This window comes from Xanthobacter sp. AM11, from assembly GCF_047444035.1.
Lineage (GTDB): Bacteria > Pseudomonadota > Alphaproteobacteria > Rhizobiales > Xanthobacteraceae > Xanthobacter.
The window spans coordinates 2,170,191-2,187,574 of record NZ_JBLAOA010000001.1 but is presented as its reverse complement, the minus strand read 5'-3'; the positions used below and the strand labels follow the sequence as shown (position 1 = coordinate 2,187,574).

Below are 17,384 nucleotides of genomic sequence, written 5' to 3'. Positions count from 1 at the left end.
CGCTTTTATCTGGCGGACCTGCCCCGGTGCATTGCGGACGCGATTCACGAAGGGCAGCTGACCCGCCTCTCTTCAGTCAGTTAGGGGGCGCCCCACCGCTCAAATGGAACCGCATCGCAGTTCCCTCTGAGCGGATGGCGCTCTAAGCTCATCGCGGCGCCAGCGCCGAGGAGGACATGATGCGACACAAGGTGTATCCGGACGCGAAAAGTGCCCTGGAGGGCATCGTCTCAGACGACATGCTGATCATGGCGGGCGGATTCGGCCTGTGCGGAATCCCTGAGAACCTCATCGCCGCCATTCGCGACCTCGGCCCGAAGCACCTCACCGTCGTGTCCAACAATTGCGGCGTGGACGATTTCGGCCTCGGCATCCTTTTGGCCAACGGCCAGATCAAGAAGATGATCTCGTCCTACGTGGGTGAGAACAAGCTGTTCGAGCAGCTCTACCTCGCCGGCGAGCTGGAGCTGGAATTCAACCCGCAGGGCACCCTGGCCGAGCGCATCCGCGCCGGCGGCGCCGGCATTCCCGGCTTCTACACCAAGACCGGCTACGGCACGATCATTGCCGAGGGCAAGCCCACCCGCGAGTTCAACGGCCAGCATTATGTGCTGGAGACCGGCCTTGTCGCCGACCTCTCCATCATCAAGGCCTGGAAGGCGGACAAGGAAGGCAACCTCGTCTACCGCAAGACGGCGCGCAACTTCAATCCGATGATGGCCACCGCCGGCAAGATCACCGTCGTGGAGGTGGAGGAACTGGTGGAGATCGGCGCGCTCGATCCCGACACCATCCACACCCCCGGCATCTATGTGGACCGCATCGTGGTGGAACAGGGCGCCGAGAAGCGCATCGAGAAGGTGACCACCCGCAAGCGCGAAGAGGTGAAGTGATGGCCTGGACCCGTGACCAGATGGCGGCCCGCGCCGCCCAGCAGATCCGCGACGGCTTCTACGTCAACCTCGGCATCGGCATTCCCACCCTGGTGGCCAACGCGCTGCCCCCGGGCATGACCGTCTCGTTCCAGAGCGAGAACGGCATGCTGGGCATCGGCCCCTTCCCCTATGAGGGCGAGGAGGACCCCGACCTCATCAATGCCGGCAAGCAGACCGTGACGGAGGTGCCGGACACCGCCTATTTCTCCAGCGCCGATTCGTTTGCCATGATCCGCGGCGGGCACATGGACCTGTCCATCCTCGGCTCCATGCAGGTGTCCGAGCATGGCGACATCGCCAACTGGATGGTGCCCGGCAAGATGGTGAAGGGCATGGGCGGCGCCATGGACCTGGTGGCCGGCGCCAAGGAAGTGATCGTGCTGATGGAGCATGTGGAGAAGTCCGGCGCGCCCAAGCTGGTGACCCGCTGCACCTTGCCGCTCACCGGCACCCACGTGACCGATTTCGTCATCACCGACCTTGCGGTGTTCGAATTCACCAAGCGCGGCGGCACGCTGGTGCTGAAGGAGCTGGCGCCGGGCGTGAGCCTGGACGAAGTGAAGGCCAAGACCGAGGCGAAGTTCGAGGTGGGGCTCGCCTGAGCCCCCATCCCGGCCGCAATAGGTTAAAGCAGGGCTCTCCCGCGCGGCGGGGGAGCCCTTTTCCTTTGGTCAGGCGGCCCGTTGCAGGGCCTGCGGCAGGGTCAGGCGCACGTCCGCCGCATCCAGGATGTCGCGGTGCTGCGGGCCGCGCAGCACCTCATATTCCACTTCGCGCTGGTGGGTGAGGGGATCGCGCGCGGTCAGGGGATCATCCACCCGGCCGGGATGGACCATCACCAGCCCGCCCTCCGGCACGCCCTTGAGGAAATGCGCGAGCAGGCCCGCAAAATCATGGCCGGCGGAAAAATCGTAGGCGCCACCGAAGCCGCGATTGGTGGCGAGCCCCGCCGCCGCCGCATCCCGGGCGAAGCCGGCGGCGAAGGCGCCGATGAGCCGGCCCTTCACATCCAACCCGCGCAGCGCGCCCGGCGCCGGGCTCACGTCCCGCAGCCAGGCCCCGGGCGCATGCCGCCGGGTGGCATCCAGCACCACGGACCGGACCACCGGCAGCACATGGACATGCTGGTGGCCGTCCACATGGTCCGGTGGCCGGCCGAAGGCGCGGGCGAAAGCCGCGAACTGGGCCTCCACCTCGGCCGCCACGGCCGCCCGGTCCAGCCGGCGCGACAGCGCGGAAACAACCAGCCGCGGCAGGGCGGGCAAGGTGCCGGCGGGCCCGGCCATGCCGGCCGTCAGCGGCGCGAAGGTGCCGGTGAGGGTGACATGCAGGCCGATGCTCGCCCCGGTCTGCGCCGCCGCCGCGGCCAGGGCCTCGGCCTCCGCCTCCAGGCCGGGAAACACGGTCATCACCGAGGTGGCGTTGATGCGGCGGGCAGCAATGAGCTGGCGGATCGCCTCGGACACGCCCGGGGCGATGGCGTAGTCATCGGCGCAGAGCACCACGCACTTCACGGTTCCGCCCTCGATGCCAGAGTCGCCGGATAGGCCACCACCTGCCCGCCCATGGGGTGGCCGCCGGCCGGGTGCGCCGCTTCGGCGACGGCGCGGTTCAGCACATGGTCGGCCACGTAATAGACCGGCCGCGCCTTGATCTCGGAGAGGATGCGGGCGATGTACTCGCCCATCAACCCCATCACCAGCAATTGCGTGCCGCCGATCACCATCAGGCCCACGATCATGGACGGGTAGCCCGGCAGCGGGATGCCCCACAGCAGGCGCTCCACCACGATCCAGCCGCCATAAAGCAGCGCCAGCCCTGCAAGCGAGGCGCCGAACAGCGCCGCCAGCCGCAGGGGCGCCGGCGAGAAGGAGGTGAGCGCCTCCATGGACAGGCCGAGGAGCCGCAGGAAGTTGAAGGAGGTGGACCCGTGCACGCGCGCCGCCGGGCGGTAGGGCACCGCCACCTGCCGGAAGCCGATCCAGCTTGAAAGGCCCTTGAAGAAGCGGTTGCGCTCCGGCATCCGCCGCAGGGCCGCGGCGGCGCGGGGCGAGAGGATGCGGAAATCCGCCGCATCCTCGGGAATGGTGGTGGCGGCGCCGAAATTCAACAGCCGGTAGAAGGCACGCACGAACATGCGCCGGCTCGCCGCCTCGTCGGAACGATCCTCCTTCACCGCATAGGCCACATCCCAGCCCTCGTCCTTCCACAGGCGGATGAAGGTGGGGATCATGTCCGGCGGGTGCTGGCCGTCACCGTCCATGAATAGCACGGCGTCACCGCGCGCATGGTCGAGACCGGCAAGCAGCGCCGCCTCCTTGCCGAAGTTCCGCGACAGCGCCACCACCTGCACGTCGAGCCCGAAGGCCGGCAGGCCGGCGGCAAGGGCGGCGCTGCCGTCGCGGCTGCCGTCATCCACATAGACGAGCTCGATGCGCAGGGAGCGCGCCCGCGCTTCGCCGCGGGCCGCCGCACACAGCCGCTCATGGAAGCTGCCGAGGCCCTCGGCCTCGTTGTAGAGCGGAACGACGATGCTGAGATCTGGTGTCATGATACTGCCGCCGAGGCCCTGTGCCGTTCGAAATCGTCTAGACTTTGGTGAGCGCCGAGGGAAACAGGGACTGTTTCGATCCGCACGGTGAATAACCCCTCCGCCCGGCGACGCCCGCCGCGCGAAAAAAAAATCGCTCGGCGGGGAACCCGGCCCCGGTCCTTGCGTTTTTTGTGCAGCGCGATCATCCCCCCCACTTGATCGTGCCAATGGCGCGGCCGCCTTCCCCCAGGGCGGCCGCGTCTGCATTTCCGGCCGGGCCACCCTGGCCCCGCAGCGGCAGCGCGTTTGCGGCACATCAAGACCCGAGACTTTGGGCAAGTTTAGGGTAAGGTTGCGACGCTTTGGAGCGCGATCCGCGGCACCGGGAAGGTTCACCTGCGCCGGGGCCGGCATTTCGCGCTTCAAATCGTTCACGGGAAAGGGCCAGCTTCGTGGCGCCGCCGCGGGGTGGCTGGCCGGACTGATGCGCTCGAATGGCTGAACGGGGGCCTTCGCACATGATTCGCGACATTTTGGTCAACCTCGCCCAAGGCACCGACAAGGATGTCGCCTGCGATTTCGCAGCGAGCCTTGCCGCAAGCTTCGGCGCCCACCTGACGGGTCTGGCGGTGGCCTACGAGATCGACGTTCCGCCATTCTACATGGGCGCCCTGCCCACCGATTTCATCGACGCCCAGTTGCTGGAAAACCAGGCCGCCTCGCAGAAGGCGGCCGAGCGCTTCGCAGCCTGCGCGGCGGCGGCCGGCGTGGCCCACGAGGTGCGCAGCTTCTCCGCCTCCCTCGGCGTTGCCGCCAACAGCTTCGCCGAAATGGCGCGCCTGTTCGATCTCACGGTGGTGGCCCAGCCCAACCCGGACCAGCCGGGCCCCGAGGAGGTGATCGCCGAGACGGTGCTGATGGATTCCGGCCGCGCCGTGCTCATCGTGCCTTATGTGCAGACCAAGCCCTTCACCGGCGAGCGCGCCGTGGTGGCGTGGGACGGCAGCCGCGCTGCGGCCCGGGCCCTGGCCGAGGCCCTGCCGCTCCTGCACCGGACCAAGCAGGTGGAGATCTTCCGCGTGGTCACCCACATGGAAGACGAGGACACGGCCGGCCCGGAAGTGGCCCGCCACCTCGCCCGCCACGGCCTCGCCGCCACCGTGCGCAAGCTGCCGGTGAGCTCGGGCGAGCCCATCGCCGCCGCCATCCTCAACGAAGTGTCGGACCAGGGCGCCGATCTGGTGGTGATGGGCGGCTATGGCCATTCCCGGCTGCGGGAAATGGTACTGGGCGGGGTGACACGGGAAATCCTCGCCACCATGACCGTGCCGGTGCTGATGGCCCACTGAGGGTCCAGCCCCCAAACGAAAAGACCCTCGCCCGGCCGGGCGAGGGTCTTTTCATTTCGCGGGTTCGTTTTGCGGGGCCGCCAGTGGTTCGACCGCGACAGATGGAACCCATCCGTCGCGACCAGGTCGAACCACAACGCCTTGATCTGGTGGATCAACTTTTCGAAACGGATGGGAACCATCCGTTTCGGTTGATCCACTAGGCTTCCGCCAGGCGCCGGTTTCGCGCAGGGCCCGGGCTCCGGGCGCCGCCGTCACCCCTCCTCGTCGTCCTCTTCACCCTTGCGGGCGCCGCCGAGCTTGGCGAACACAGTTTCGAGGTCGAGCGATTCGCGCCCGCTGCGCGCGGGCTCCTCGTGCTCCTCGGCACCGGTGGTGACATCCGCCGGCAGCAAGGTGGCGCCGCGATCCTCGTGGGGGGCACCGGCGGGCCGGTCCTTGGCGGCGCGCTGCACTTCAAGGTCGAGGTCGATCTGGCTGCACAGGCCCAGCGTCACCGGGTCCATGGGCGAAAGCTGGGGCGAATTCCAGTGGGTGCGGTCCTTGATGGACTGGATGGTGGCCTTGGTGGTGCCCACCAGGCGGATGATCTGCGCATCCTTCAGCTCGGGATGATTGCGCAGCAGCCACAGGATGGCGTTGGGCCGGTCATGGCGGCGCGAGACCGGGGTGTAGCGGGGGCCGCGGCGCTTCTTCTGCTCCGGCAGGCGCACCTTGGGGTCCTGCAGCTTCAGGCGGCGGTTCGGGTCGCGCTCGGCCAGCGAAATCTCGTCGCGGGACAGCTGGCCGGTGGAGATGGGATCCAGCCCCTTGATTCCCTGCGCCACCTCGCCGTCGGCAATGCCCTTCACTTCCAGGGGGTGCAGCTTGCAGAAGTCGCCGATCTGCTCGAAGGAGAGGGCCGTGTTGTCCACCAGCCAGACGGCGGTGGCTTTCGGCATCAAAGGCGTGTTCGACATGGCGGCCTCACGAGGCATTTTGGTTTGGGACGCCGGTTGAGCGTCGGGAATGTGCGGGTTCGCAAGGCCGCCCCTCCCATCGGGGCGGACCGCGGAACCAATCGCGATGTCCGGGATAAGATCCAGCATAAGCGCGCCGGGCCGCACTTGCAAATCCCGCGCATGGGAAATCGCCCGCGCGGGCGGGCGCCGCTTGACACGGCCGCCGCGAAACCGCCAATTCGCGCCATGCCCGAGATGGACACCCTCGTCATGGATGCCGAAAAGCCGCCGCTCGAAATCCTGCTTTGCGCCCCCCGCGGATTCTGCGCCGGCGTGGTGCGGGCCATAGATGCGGTGGAGCAGGCGCTGAATCTTTATGGCGCGCCGGTCTATGTGCGCCACGAGATCGTGCACAACAAATATGTGGTGGATGCCCTGAAGCGCAAAGGCGCCGTCTTCGTGGAGGAACTGGACGAGGTGCCGGACACCTCCGCCCCCGTCATCTTCTCCGCCCACGGCGTGCCGAAATCCGTGCCGGACGCGGCGGCCGGGCGCAACCTCTTCGCCATCGATGCCACCTGCCCCCTGGTCACCAAGGTGCACCGCGAAGCGCAGGTGCACCACAAGCGGGGCCGCCACATCCTGCTCATCGGCCATCGCGGCCACCCGGAGGTGGTGGGCACCATGGGCCAGCTGCCGGACGGCGCCATCACCCTGGTGGAGAGCGCCGAGGATGCGCGCACCCTCATGCCGCGCGAGCCCGACAACCTTGCCTATGTGACCCAGACCACCCTCTCTTTGGACGACACCGCCGAGATGGTGGCCATCCTGCGCGCGCGCTTCCCCACCATGAGCGAGCCGCACAAGGAGGACATCTGCTACGCCACCACCAACCGGCAGGAGGCGGTGAAGTCCGTCGCCCCGCGGGTGGATGCCATGGTGGTGGTGGGCGCGCCCAATTCCTCCAATTCCCAGCGCCTGCGCGAGGCGGCGGAGCGCGCCGGCTGCGCCCGCGCGGTGCTGGTGCAGCGCGCCGCCGACCTCGACTGGACCGTCTTCGGCGACATCTCTCGCCTCGGCATCACCGCCGGCGCATCCGCCCCCGAGGTGCTGGTGGAAGAGATCATCGACGCCTTCGCCGTCCGCTATGCGGTGACGGTGGAGACCGTGACCTCCTCGCATGAAGACGTGTTCTTCCCCCTGCCCCGCGCCCTGCGGCCCGACGCGGCGGAGTAAGGCGTGGCAGTCTATACAGACGTTTCCCCCGCGGAGCTGGAAACCTTCCTTTCCGGCTACGACATCGGCACCCTCACATCCTTCCACGGCATTGCCGAGGGGGTGGAAAATTCCAACTTCCTGGTGCAGACCACCAGCGGAAGCTACATCCTCACGCTCTATGAGAAGCGCGTGGCGCGGGAGGACCTGCCCTTCTTCATCGGCCTCATGCAGCATCTGGCGGCCCGCGGGCTCTCCTGCCCGCAGCCGGTGGTGGCGCGCTCGGGGGCGGTGCTGGCGGAGATTGCCGGGCGGCCCGCAGCCATGGTCACCTTCCTGCCGGGCATCTCCGTGCGGCGGCCCGCGGCGCAGCATTGCGCGCAACTGGGCCACGGCCTTGCCCAGCTCCACCTCGCCGGCGCGGATTTTCCCATGCGGCGGGCCAATGCCCTGTCCGTGGCCGGCTGGCGCCCCCTGTTCGCGGCGGCCCATGGCGCGGCGGACACCGTGGCCGTCGGCCTTTCCGCCACCATTGCGGACGAGCTGGCCTTCCATGAGGCCTCCTGGCCGGTCGGGCTGCCGTCGGGCGTGATCCACGCCGACCTCTTCCCCGACAACGCCTTCTTCCTGGACGACCACCTCTCCGGCATCATCGACTTCTATTTCGCCTGCACGGATTTCCTCGCCTACGACCTTGCCGTGTGCCTCAACGCCTGGTGCTTCGAGGCGGATGGCGCCTACAACATCACCAAGGGGCGCGCCCTGCTTTCCGGCTACGAGGCCCTGCGCCCCCTTGCGCCGGCGGAGCGGGCGGCGCTGCCGCAGTTGGCCCGCGGCGCGGCCCTGCGCTTCCTGCTCACCCGCCTGGTGGACTGGCTGAACGTGCCGGAAGGGGCGCTGGTGCGGCCCAAGGACCCCCTGGAATATCTCAAGAAGCTGCGCTTCCACCAGGCGGTGGACACGGCGCGGGACTATGGCCTTGCAGCATGAAGAAAGAGGTTGAGATCTTCACCGACGGCGCCTGCTCGGGCAATCCCGGCCCCGGCGGCTGGGGTGCGCTGATGCGCTTCGGCGCGCACGAGAAGGCGCTCAGCGGCGGCGAGGCGCTGACCACCAACAACCGCATGGAGCTGATGGGCGCCATCAGCGCGCTGGAGGCGCTGAAGGAACCGTGCGTGGTGGACCTCAACACCGACAGCGAATATCTGAAGAACGGCGTCACCAAGTGGATGCACGGCTGGAAGCGCAACGGCTGGCGCACCGCCGACAGGAAGCCGGTGAAGAACCAGGACCTGTGGGAGCGCCTCGACGAGGCCCTGAAGCGCCATGAGATCCGCTGGCACTGGGTGAAGGGCCACGCCGGCCACCCGGAAAATGAACGCGCCGACGAACTGGCGCGCGAAGGCATGGCGCCCTTCAAGCTGAAGGGGCGCCTGCAGGGCGCCTGACGCTCAAAAGGGGCCCCGGAGCCGGGCCTTCACGCCGCCCGCGCCGTTGATTGCTGGATCAAATCGAAGACGGCGCGCGCGTCGCGGATGGCGAGGAATTGCGGCGCCGGATCAAGGGCGGGGATGCCGCGGGACCACCGCCGCGGATTGTCCGGCACCCGGTCGAACAGCAAGGTGCCGTAGCGCGGCCCCTCCTCCAGCTCCACCGCGGGGAGCCGTGCGAGGTCCAGCGCGTGGAAGCTGCCCCACGGGCCATCGCGCCGGATGAGGATGCGCCGGTCCGTCACCGCATACCAGGTGCGGCGGCGCAGGACGGCATCGAGCACGAACTGGCCGGCGAAGAGCAGCAGCCAGGCCGGCCCCAGCACCATCAACGCCAGCAGGTGGAACGGCTTCCACTCCATGCCCGCCAGCGGCGCGACAAGGATGAAGACGAGGCCGACCGCCAGGGTGAGCAGCACCGGCACCACGTTTTCGGCCACCAGAAGCAGCCCCTGCTTCGGCTGCCCCGCCCACAGCACCCGCTCCCCCGGCAGCAGGCGGCCTGCAAGCCGGCGTTCCGCCTCAAGCCGCATGGTGCCCCCCTGCGTTCCCATGCGGGTGCTGCCCGCGCTCAGGTCTCATGCCATCGGCGCCGGTGTGGCTGCCGCGACGGCGGGTTTCGTGCGCTCGATGAGGTCGAACACGGCCCGTGCATCGGCAAGGGCGAGAAAGCGCGGGCTGGGGTGCAGCGACGGCACCAGCGCCCTGGGATCGCGCGGGTTGGTCGGCACGTATTCGAACACGATGTTGACCGCGTTGGGCCATTGCTCCAGCTCCACCATGGCCAGCCGGGCCCGGTCGATCGCCAGGACGCGCGGCAGCCAGCCCTCCTGCAGGATGAGGATGCGCCGATCTGTAACGACATACCAAGTATGGCGGCGCAGATAGGCGTCGAGCACGAACCGGCTGCCATAAATCAGCGTCCATATGCCGACGAAGACGAGCAGGTCGTAGTTCCGCCCGAAGGGACGGGGCCGGCCGGCGAGCCCGCCGAAGATGGCGAAGGCCAACCCCGCGGCGAGGAAGATGGAAATAAGCACCGGGACGAAATCCTCGGGCATGAACACCATGCCGCCGGGCCGGGGACGGCCGGTCCACAGCACGCGCTCGCCCCGCAACAGCCGCCCGGCAAGGCGGAGGTCCATCTCTAATCCCACGTGCAGCCCCGCGTCGGAAGGCTCCTGCCGCGAGCCCGCCGCCGCACCATACGCAAGCACCGCTGAAAAAAGAAGGCGGCGGGGCCGTTCCACCGGCCCCGCCGCCTTGTGCATTCAGCAGGTGAACCCCTCGGCAGCCCGCGAGGCTCACGGCCTTGCGCGGCTCATTTGCCGCGCTTGAAGGTGTTCCAGGTCTTGGTGATCACCCGTTGGACCGCCGGCTCGTTGGTGGTGACGATGAACAGGCGGGAGAAGGTTTCCTTGTCCGGGTAGATGGCCGGATTTTCCAGGATCGCCTTGTCGATGAACTTCTGCGATTCGAGGTTGCCGTTGGCGTAGGAGATATAGTTGGTGTTTTTCGCCGCAACTTCGGGCCGCATCATGTAGTTGATGAAGGTGAGCGCATTGTCGATATTCTTCGCATCCTTGGGGATGGCGAAGTTGTCGAACCACATGAGCGCCCCTTCCTTGGGGATGACGTATTCAACCACCACCGGCTTCTTCTTGGTCTTCTTGGCGGCCTCCTCGGCGCGGGTCTTGGCCTGGAACACGTCGCCGGACCAGCCCACCGCGAGACAGATGTCGCCGCGCGCCAGGGCATTGATATAGCCGGAGGAGTCAAACTTCTTGATGAAGGGGCGGATCTTCATCAGCATCTCGCCAGCCTTGGCGATGTCTTCCGGGTTCTTGGAATCCGGATCAAGGCCAAGATACTTCATGGCGGAGGGGATGACCTCCTCCGGTCCGTCCAGCATGTAGACGCCGCAGTCCTTCAGCTTGGAAAGGATCTCCGGCTTGAAGACGATATCCCATGTGTTCATGGGAACGTCGCCAAGGCGCTCCTTCACCTTGTCGGCATTGTAGCCGATGCCGGTGGTGCCCCACATGTAGTTGACCGCGTGGGCGTTGTCCGGGTCATAGACGGCAAGGCGCTTGGTGATCTCGGGCCACGCATATTGCAGGTTCGGGATCTTCGACTTGTCGAGAACCTGGAAGATGCCGGCCTTGATCTGGCGCTGCAGGAAGGAGCCGGTGGGCGCCACCACGTCGTAGCCGGTGCGGCCGGCGAGCAGCTTGGTTTCCAGCACCTCGTTGCTGTCGAAGACGTCGTAGCGGACCTTGATGCCCGTTTCCTTCGTGAAGGCTTCCAGCACACCCTCGTCGATATAGTCCGACCAGTTGAAGACGTTCACCACCTTGTCCTGGGCGAAGGCAGCCCCGGACAGGCCGAACGTGGCACACACAAGTGCCGCAACGAAATGACGACGCATCCGCCGTTCTCCTCTTGCACGGGGGCTTGGTTCTGCTGCCTGCCCCCATGTCCCAACGCTATTGCGTCGCGCCATCGCGCTCAACAGGAAACGCCGAATTTACAGGTAGGTCTCGTATTCCAGCGGCAGGATGACCCGGCTGAAGGCGGCGAGTTCCTCCCGCTTCATCACCGCATAGATGCGCCGGTAGTCCTCGCCGAACGCCCGGGCGATGAATGGCGAGGCGCCAAAGCGCGCCACCGCCTCGGCCATGGAGGGGGAAAGGCGCGGCGCATCGTGCTCGTAGGCATTGCCCGAAAGCGGCGGCGGCGGCTCGATCTGCGCTTCCAGGCCCTCCAGCATTCCGGCCAGGATGGCGGCGAGCACGAGGTGGGGATGGGCCTCCGCCCCGGCGATGCGATGCTCCAGGCGCCGCGCGGCGGGCGGACCGTTCGGCACCCGCACCGCCACCGAGCGGTTGTCGTAGCCCCAGCTGATGGAAACCGGCGCATAGCTGCCGGGCACGAGGCGCCGGTAGCCGTTGTAGCTCGGCACGAAGATGAGGGTGGCATCCGCCATGGTGGCGAGCAGGCCCCCGGCGGCGTGGCGCAAGGCGCGCTCGCCCACCTCGTCCGCCCGGGTGAACAGGTTGCCACCCCCGGCCTCCATCAGGCTGACATGCACATGCATGCCGTTGCCGGCGAAATCCACCAGCGGCTTCGCCATGAAGCTGGCCCGCAGCCCATGGCGCCGCGCCACCCCGTCGATGAGGCGGCGCAGCAGGAGGGCGTCGTCCGCCGCCCCCAGCGCATCCACCCGATGGTAGAGGTTGACCTCGAACTGGCCCGGCGCCGCCTCGGATATCACCGTGTCGGCGGGCAGCCCCTGCAGGGCGCAGGCGGCGCGCATGTCGTGCAGCAGCGGCGCGAAGGCGTCGAGGTCGGACATGGAATACATGTTCTGCCGTGCCTGCCCGCTGACCGGAAACACCGGCTCCGGCGGCGCTCCGGGGTCCTGGCCCGGCTTCAGCAGATAGAATTCCAGCTCGAACGCCACGCAGGGCGCGAGCCCGCGGGCGGTGAAGCGGTCCACGATGGCGGCGAGCTGCTGGCGCGGATCAAGCTTCCACGGTGCGCCGCGGGCCGAGCCGTCCGGCTCGTGCATGGTGATGAGCACCTGCGCCGTGGGGCGCGGCGCCCAGGGCACCGGGCGCAGGGTGCCGGGCACCGGCCAGCACAGGCCATCCTTGTCGCCGGTCTCCAGATGGATCTCGGTGGCTTCCACCTCGCAGCCCCACACGTCCAGCCCGAAGATGGACAAGGGGATGGGCACACCGTCCTTCCAGATCTTGCGGATGGAATGGCCGGGAATCCATTTTCCCCTGAGCACTGCGGATGTGTCGGGGAGCAGGACCTCCACCACCTCGGGTTCGCCGAAAGCTGCGATATGGGCCGCCACCTCGTCCTCGACCTGCGCCGTGGCAGCATCGTCGGGGCGGCGACCGGAGACTGAGGCCGGCATGATACTCCATTTCAAAAAAGCGGACTGCGACCCCCATCCAAGCGCGAAGCCATGGAACCTTCAAGCATGACGATGCTCGTGCACCGGAGGGCCGGGTTGCGTACACCAAAGTGACGCTGCGCAAACCCGCCCTGTGAAAAGGATCTGACCCACGGATGCGGGAGGCGGCGATATACCCTCGGATCGCCGGAACGGCGGGGGGGCGCGCATCGACTTCATCGTCGCCGACGACGGGGTGGGCATAAGCGCCGCCCCGGCGCAGGGGGCGGGCGGGGTCGGCAACCGCATGGTCCGCGCCATGGCGTCCAAGCTCAAGGCCGAGCACGGGCTTGATCCCCGCCCCCGCGCCACCTGCGTGCGGCTCAGCTTTCCGCTAGAGCTTGATCCGATCAGGTTGAATCAACCTGATCGGTGAATCAGTCTCTAAATTATTGATAGAGCACGGCCAGGTGCCGCGCCGCGCGGGTCAGATGCGCGGAACGATGATGAGGCGCTCCACCGGCTTGCCGCCGATGAGGTGGGAAGTGACGATCTCGTCGATGTCCTCGGGGGTCTTGGGCGTGTACCAGATGCCCTGCGGGTAGACGACCATGATCGGCCCGGCCTGGCAGAAGCTGAGGCAGCCCGAAGACGTCATGCAGATGTCGCGGCGGCCGGAAGCCTCCAGCTTCTTGGCCAGGCGCTCCCAGAGCGGCTGGGCGCCATTGGCCCCGCACGAGCCGCGCGGATGCTGCGGCGGCCGCTGGGTAAAGCAGCAGAAGACGTGGTGCGTATAGACCTGCGGGATGTCGAGGACTTCGATTTCGGCAGCTTCAGACATGACAGCTCGCGGCTCGGTGACTTCGCCTGGAACCATTCAAAATCCGTGCCGCACTGCCACACCTTGTGAATTATCCATATATCACCGAACCATATCGTCCCTCGCCGACCGGCCCGGCCCGGCTGCGACAGGCAGGCGGGCCGGGCGGCGAAGGGAATGCGACACGGGGCGTCAGCGGCCCACGAACAATGTGTCGAGCTTGCCACCGGAGGCGAAATGGTCGGCCTGCACCTTCTGCCAGCCACCGAACACATCCTCCACCTTCACCAGCCGCACCGGCGGGAACTGGGCCTTGAACGCCTCCACCACCTTGGGGTCCACCACCCGGTGGAACGACTTGGCGGCCACGGTCTGCCCCTCCGGCGAATAGAGGAACTCAAGATAGGCGGTGGCGGCGGGGCGGGAGCTGCGCTTGTCCACCACCTTGTCCACCACCGCCACGGGGAATTCAGCCAGCAGGCTCATGGAGGGGACCACGGTCTGCAGCTTGCGGTCGGGGTAGAGGCCCTCGATGGTGCGGGTCTCCGCCTCGAAGGTCACCAGCACGTCGCCCGTGTCGCGCTCCACAAAGGTGGTGGTGGCGGCGCGTCCGCCGGTGTCGAACACCGGCACGTTGGCCAAGAGCTTCTTGGCGAAGGCGTCGGCCTTGGCGGTATCGCCCTTGTTCTGCTCCAGCGCGAAGGCATAGGCGGCAAGATAGGTGTAGCGCGCATTCCCAGAGGTCTTCGGATTGGGGAAGATCACCTTCACGTCGTCGCGCACCAGGTCCGACCAGTCCTTGATGTTCTTGGGGTTGCCCGCGCGCACCAGGAAGGCGGGGAAGGAATAGTAGGGCGAGGCGTTGTTGGGAAATTTGGTCTGCCAGTCCTTGGTCACGAGGCCGGCCTTCACCAGGGCCTCCACGTCAATCACCTGATTGAAGGTCACCACGTCCGCGTCGAGCCCCTCGATGATGGCTCGGGCTTGGCGGGACGTGCCGGCGTGGCTCTGGTTGATGGTGCAGCTCCTGGCCGGTCTTCTGCTTCCACAAGGGGATGAAGAGCGCATTCTCAGCCGCGAACAGTTCGCGGGCGATGTCATAGGACACATTGAGCAGCGTGTTGGGTCCCTGCGCCGCGGCCGGCGCGGCCAGAAGCGCCGCGGCCCAGACCGGCACGGCAGCGAGGGTGGCAAGGACGGCGCGGCGGGTGATCATGGCGGCTCTCCATTACACATTTCACATTTGGTGAAATGCGAATTCCACGTTGGTAGTCATTACCATGTGAAATACGGCCTGTGAACCACCGCCGCCACCCTCCCGCGGGCGAATGCCGCGCCAGGGTGCCGGGGCGCCGCCTGCACCGGTCACGAACGTATGATGAAAGGGGCGCAGAGGCCGCGGGACCACTTCCGCACGGCGCGCGAACACCCGCGGGGTCTGCCCCCGTCTACAGTTAAGGCGCGCCGCTCCCCAGGCGGGCGGGCGCTCTATCTTGAGTTTAGAGGGCGATTCACCGATCGAATTGATTCAATTTGATCGGATCGCGCTCTAGCCTTCCAGCTCCTCGCGCAGGATTTCCAGCCGCAGCCATTCCTCCTCTGCGACATCCAGCACCTTCTGCGCCTCGGCCACGGCGGCCGATGCCTTCTGGAAGGCGGCCGGGTCGCGGGCATAGAGGGTGGGGTCGGCCAGCGTGGCGGCCAGCTTTTCCAGCTTGGCGCGCTGCTGCTCCATGGTTTTCGGCAGCGTCTTCAGGGCGTGCTGGTCCTGGAAGGACAGCTTGCGCTTCTCCTTGGGCGCCGCCGCGACCGCAAGCCGGGATGCGGCCGGGGCGGCCTTGCCCTTCGCTGCGGGCGGTGCCTTCTCCCTTGCATCCACCCCGCGCCCGCGCTGGGCCACCATGTCGGCATAGCCGCCCGCATATTCACGGAACACACCGTCGCCTTCGGCAATGATGATGCTGGACACCGTGCGGTCGAGGAAGTCGCGGTCGTGGCTCACCAGGATCACGGTGCCGGGATAGTCGGCGACCATCTCCTGCAGCAGATCCAGGGTTTCGAGGTCGAGGTCGTTGGTGGGCTCGTCCAGCACCAGCATGTTGGAGGCCGTGGCCAGCGCCCGCGCCAGCATCAGCCGCCCGCGCTCGCCGCCGGAAAGCACGCAGAGCGGGGCGTTGGCCTGCTCCGGGGTGAAGAGGAAGTCCTTCAGATAGCCGATCACATGCTTGGGCTGCCCGCCCACCATCACCGTGTCGGAGCCGCCGCCGGTCAGCGCCGCCTTCAGGGTGGTGGCCGGGTCGAGGGCCGTGCGCTTCTGGTCGAGGCTGGCGATCTCCAGGTTGGTGCCGAGCTTCACCGTGCCGGAATCGGGGGCCAGCTCGCCGGTCAGCAGCTTGATGAGGGTGGTCTTGCCCGCCCCGTTCGGGCCGACGATGCCGATGCGGTCGCCGCGCAGGATGCGGGTGGAGAAATCCTTCACCACCGTGCGCGCGCCATAGGCCTTGGTGATGGTCTTCGCCTCGATCACCAGCTTGCCGGAGGCGTCCGCCTCGCTCACCGTGAGCTTCACATTGCCCACGGCGCGGCGTTCCTCGCGCCGGTCCTTGCGCATGGAATGCAACAGGCCGAGGCGGCGCACGTTGCGCTTGCGCCGGGCGGTGACGCCGTAGCGCAGCCAGTCCAGCTCGGCGACGATCTTGCGGTCGAGCTTGTGGCGCTCCGTCTCCTCCTGCTCCAGCACGTCGTCGCGCCAGGCCTCGAAGGCGGCAAAGCCCTGGTCCAGCCGGCGCGTCTGGCCGCGGTCGAGCCAGATGGTGGCGCGCGAGAGGTTTTCAAGGAAGCGCCGGTCGTGGCTGATGAGGACCATGGCCGAGCGCAGGCCCTTCAGCTCGCTTTCCAGCCACTCGATCACCGGCAGGTCGAGGTGGTTGGTGGGCTCGTCCAGCAGCAGCACGTCCGGTTCCGGGGCGATGACGCGGGCGAGCGCAGCCCTGCGCGCCTCGCCGCCGGAAAGGGTGGCAGGGTCCTCCTGGCCGGTGAGGCCCAGCTCCTCCAAGAGATATTGGGCGCGATAGGCCTCGTCCCCCGGCCCCAGCCCCGCCTCCACATAGGACAAGGTGGTGGCATGGCCGGAGAAGTCGGGCTCCTGCGGCAGATAGCGCACGGTGGCGCCGGGCTGGAAGAAGCGCGTGCCGGAATCCGGCGCCACAAGGCCCGCCGCCACCTTCAGCAGCGTGGACTTGCCGGAACCGTTGCGGCCGACGAGGCACACCCGCTCGCCGGCGGAAACGGAAAGTTCCGCACCGTCGAGCAGGGGCGTCGCGCCATAGCGCAGGTGAATGTCCTGGAGGAGAACGAGGGGAGGAGCCATGCCGCCGGATTAAAGCCCCCCGCGCCGGAACGCAAAGGGCCAGTGGGCCGGCATGCTCTTCCCACGCGCCTGCCGGACATGGGCAGGCGGCGCCGCCGGGCGCGGACGCCCGGAGCAGCGTTCACCGAAACCGGCGCGATGCGGACCTTCTCCTGGGCATTCCTGCCCGCGGCCCTGCCCGCACCAGAACGTCAATGTACCGTGGAAGGCCCGTGGATCCGCGTCATCTGGTCCTTGAGAACCAGCTTCTTGCGCTTCAGCTCGGCAACGCGAACAGGATCGGAAGCGGGGTGGGCAAGTTCGCGGCTGAGCTCCTGCTCGATGGCCGCATGACGCCGCTTCAACTCCAAAAGGTGCGACTGGATGGACATTCTGAGCCACTCCGTGTCTGCATCACGACGTCAGTCTGTCATGGAGCCGACAAAGAGTCGATCGCCTTTCTGGCCTCTCCGCACGCCTCCCATCTTGCAGCGCGGCAAGCCCATGCCATAGTCACATCCATCGGGTAATGGCGGGCGGCCCGGCGCACGCGTGCCGGTGACGGATGTGGGCATGACGAGCGACGAGGAACGGGATCTCAGGGTCCTTCTGGAGCGACTGAAGCAGGAACACCGGGATCTGGACGCCGCCATCGAGGCGCTGACGGCGGTCTCCGGGTCCGACATCCTGCAGGTGCAGCGGCTGAAGAAGCGCAAGCTGCAGCTCAAGGACCGCATCAGCCAGGTCGAGGACGAACTGTTTCCCGACATCATAGCCTGAGGGCCGGCGCACCGGCCCCCGGGCGATGATCGGGGCGGCGCCCGGCGGGAGCCGCCCGTTCCAGG

17 protein-coding genes and 1 pseudogene are annotated in these 17,384 nt (G+C 67.4%); 7 read left to right on the top strand and 11 right to left on the bottom strand.

The window, feature by feature from the left end; all coding sequences use genetic code 11:
- Positions 1–179 precede the first annotated feature (179 nt).
- Positions 180–893, top strand: coding sequence for a CoA transferase subunit A (locus tag ACI7BZ_RS10095; RefSeq protein ID WP_414117029.1), 714 nt, complete (start codon positions 180–182; stop codon positions 891–893).
- Positions 893–1,537 (top strand): CoA transferase subunit B, encoded by a 645-nt coding sequence (locus ACI7BZ_RS10090; RefSeq protein WP_414117028.1) that lies wholly within the window; start codon positions 893–895, stop codon positions 1,535–1,537. Before ACI7BZ_RS10095 ends, ACI7BZ_RS10090 begins: the two co-directional genes overlap by 1 nt.
- A 69-nt stretch (positions 1,538–1,606) precedes the next feature.
- Here the strand turns inward: ACI7BZ_RS10090 and ACI7BZ_RS10085 are convergent, their stop codons facing one another.
- Together ACI7BZ_RS10085 and ACI7BZ_RS10080 are read right to left on the bottom strand one after the other, a co-directional pair.
- Entirely contained in the window at positions 1,607–2,449 is an 843-nt protein-coding gene (locus tag ACI7BZ_RS10085; protein ID WP_414117027.1) for a ChbG/HpnK family deacetylase, read from the bottom strand.
- Positions 2,446–3,486, bottom strand: coding sequence for a glycosyltransferase family 2 protein (locus ACI7BZ_RS10080; protein ID WP_414117026.1), 1,041 nt, complete (start codon positions 3,484–3,486; stop codon positions 2,446–2,448). Before ACI7BZ_RS10080 ends, ACI7BZ_RS10085 begins: the two co-directional genes overlap by 4 nt.
- Positions 3,487–3,986: 500 nt before the next feature.
- On the opposite strand from ACI7BZ_RS10080, the gene ACI7BZ_RS10075 reads away from it, so the two are divergent.
- Entirely contained in the window at positions 3,987–4,817 is an 831-nt protein-coding gene (locus tag ACI7BZ_RS10075; RefSeq protein ID WP_414117025.1) for a universal stress protein, read from the top strand.
- Between the two features lie 254 nt (positions 4,818–5,071).
- On the opposite strand, the gene ACI7BZ_RS10070 is transcribed toward ACI7BZ_RS10075, so the two are convergent.
- Positions 5,072–5,776 carry a DUF1013 domain-containing protein gene (locus ACI7BZ_RS10070; protein ID WP_414117024.1) on the bottom strand — a complete coding sequence of 235 codons (705 nt, stop codon included), beginning with the start codon at positions 5,774–5,776 and terminating at the stop codon, positions 5,072–5,074.
- A 252-nt stretch (positions 5,777–6,028) separates the two neighbouring features.
- Between ACI7BZ_RS10070 and ispH the strand changes: the two genes are divergently transcribed.
- Genes ispH through rnhA form a run of 3 tightly spaced genes read left to right on the top strand, consistent with a single transcriptional unit; the run spans position 6,029 to position 8,421 of the window.
- Positions 6,029–6,994 carry a 4-hydroxy-3-methylbut-2-enyl diphosphate reductase gene (gene ispH / locus ACI7BZ_RS10065; protein WP_414119135.1) on the top strand — a complete coding sequence of 322 codons (966 nt, stop codon included), beginning with the start codon at positions 6,029–6,031 and terminating at the stop codon, positions 6,992–6,994.
- Between the two features lie 3 nt (positions 6,995–6,997).
- Complete coding sequence (thrB, locus tag ACI7BZ_RS10060) at positions 6,998–7,963, top strand: homoserine kinase (protein WP_414117023.1); 966 nt, start codon at positions 6,998–7,000, stop codon at positions 7,961–7,963.
- On the top strand, positions 7,960–8,421 hold the full coding sequence (gene rnhA, locus ACI7BZ_RS10055; protein ID WP_414117022.1) for a ribonuclease HI: 462 nt from the start codon (positions 7,960–7,962) through the stop codon (positions 8,419–8,421). The genes thrB and rnhA overlap by 4 nt, the downstream gene beginning before the upstream one ends.
- 29 nt (positions 8,422–8,450) lie before the next feature.
- On the opposite strand, the gene ACI7BZ_RS10050 is transcribed toward rnhA, so the two are convergent.
- The 8 genes and pseudogenes from ACI7BZ_RS10050 to ACI7BZ_RS10015 all read right to left on the bottom strand — a co-directional run bounded on the left by ACI7BZ_RS10050 (position 8,451) and on the right by ACI7BZ_RS10015 (position 16,931).
- Positions 8,451–9,017: a PH domain-containing protein gene (locus tag ACI7BZ_RS10050; protein WP_414117021.1), complete on the bottom strand. Its 567-nt coding sequence runs from the start codon at positions 9,015–9,017 to the stop codon at positions 8,451–8,453.
- A gap of 24 nt (positions 9,018–9,041) precedes the next feature.
- Positions 9,042–9,608, bottom strand: coding sequence for a PH domain-containing protein (locus ACI7BZ_RS10045; RefSeq protein ID WP_414117020.1), 567 nt, complete (start codon positions 9,606–9,608; stop codon positions 9,042–9,044).
- Between the two features lie 176 nt (positions 9,609–9,784).
- Positions 9,785–10,891, bottom strand: coding sequence for a polyamine ABC transporter substrate-binding protein (locus tag ACI7BZ_RS10040; protein WP_414117019.1), 1,107 nt, complete (start codon positions 10,889–10,891; stop codon positions 9,785–9,787).
- Between the two features lie 99 nt (positions 10,892–10,990).
- On the bottom strand, positions 10,991–12,391 hold the full coding sequence (locus ACI7BZ_RS10035; protein ID WP_414117018.1) for a glutamine synthetase family protein: 1,401 nt from the start codon (positions 12,389–12,391) through the stop codon (positions 10,991–10,993).
- A 466-nt stretch (positions 12,392–12,857) separates the two neighbouring features.
- On the bottom strand, positions 12,858–13,211 hold the full coding sequence (locus ACI7BZ_RS10030) for a (2Fe-2S) ferredoxin domain-containing protein (protein WP_414117017.1): 354 nt from the start codon (positions 13,209–13,211) through the stop codon (positions 12,858–12,860).
- 171 nt (positions 13,212–13,382) lie between these two features.
- Positions 13,383–14,406 (bottom strand): annotated as a pseudogene (locus tag ACI7BZ_RS10025) (sulfate ABC transporter substrate-binding protein).
- A gap of 333 nt (positions 14,407–14,739) precedes the next feature.
- On the bottom strand, positions 14,740–16,560 hold the full coding sequence (locus tag ACI7BZ_RS10020) for an ABC-F family ATP-binding cassette domain-containing protein (protein WP_414117016.1): 1,821 nt from the start codon (positions 16,558–16,560) through the stop codon (positions 14,740–14,742).
- Between the two features lie 191 nt (positions 16,561–16,751).
- Complete coding sequence (locus tag ACI7BZ_RS10015) at positions 16,752–16,931, bottom strand: YdcH family protein (protein ID WP_414117015.1); 180 nt, start codon at positions 16,929–16,931, stop codon at positions 16,752–16,754.
- A 181-nt stretch (positions 16,932–17,112) separates the two neighbouring features.
- Here ACI7BZ_RS10015 and ACI7BZ_RS10010 point away from each other — a divergent pair, with 181 nt between their 5' ends.
- Positions 17,113–17,319 carry a YdcH family protein gene (locus ACI7BZ_RS10010; RefSeq protein WP_414117014.1) on the top strand — a complete coding sequence of 69 codons (207 nt, stop codon included), beginning with the start codon at positions 17,113–17,115 and terminating at the stop codon, positions 17,317–17,319.
- Positions 17,320–17,384 lie beyond the last annotated feature (65 nt).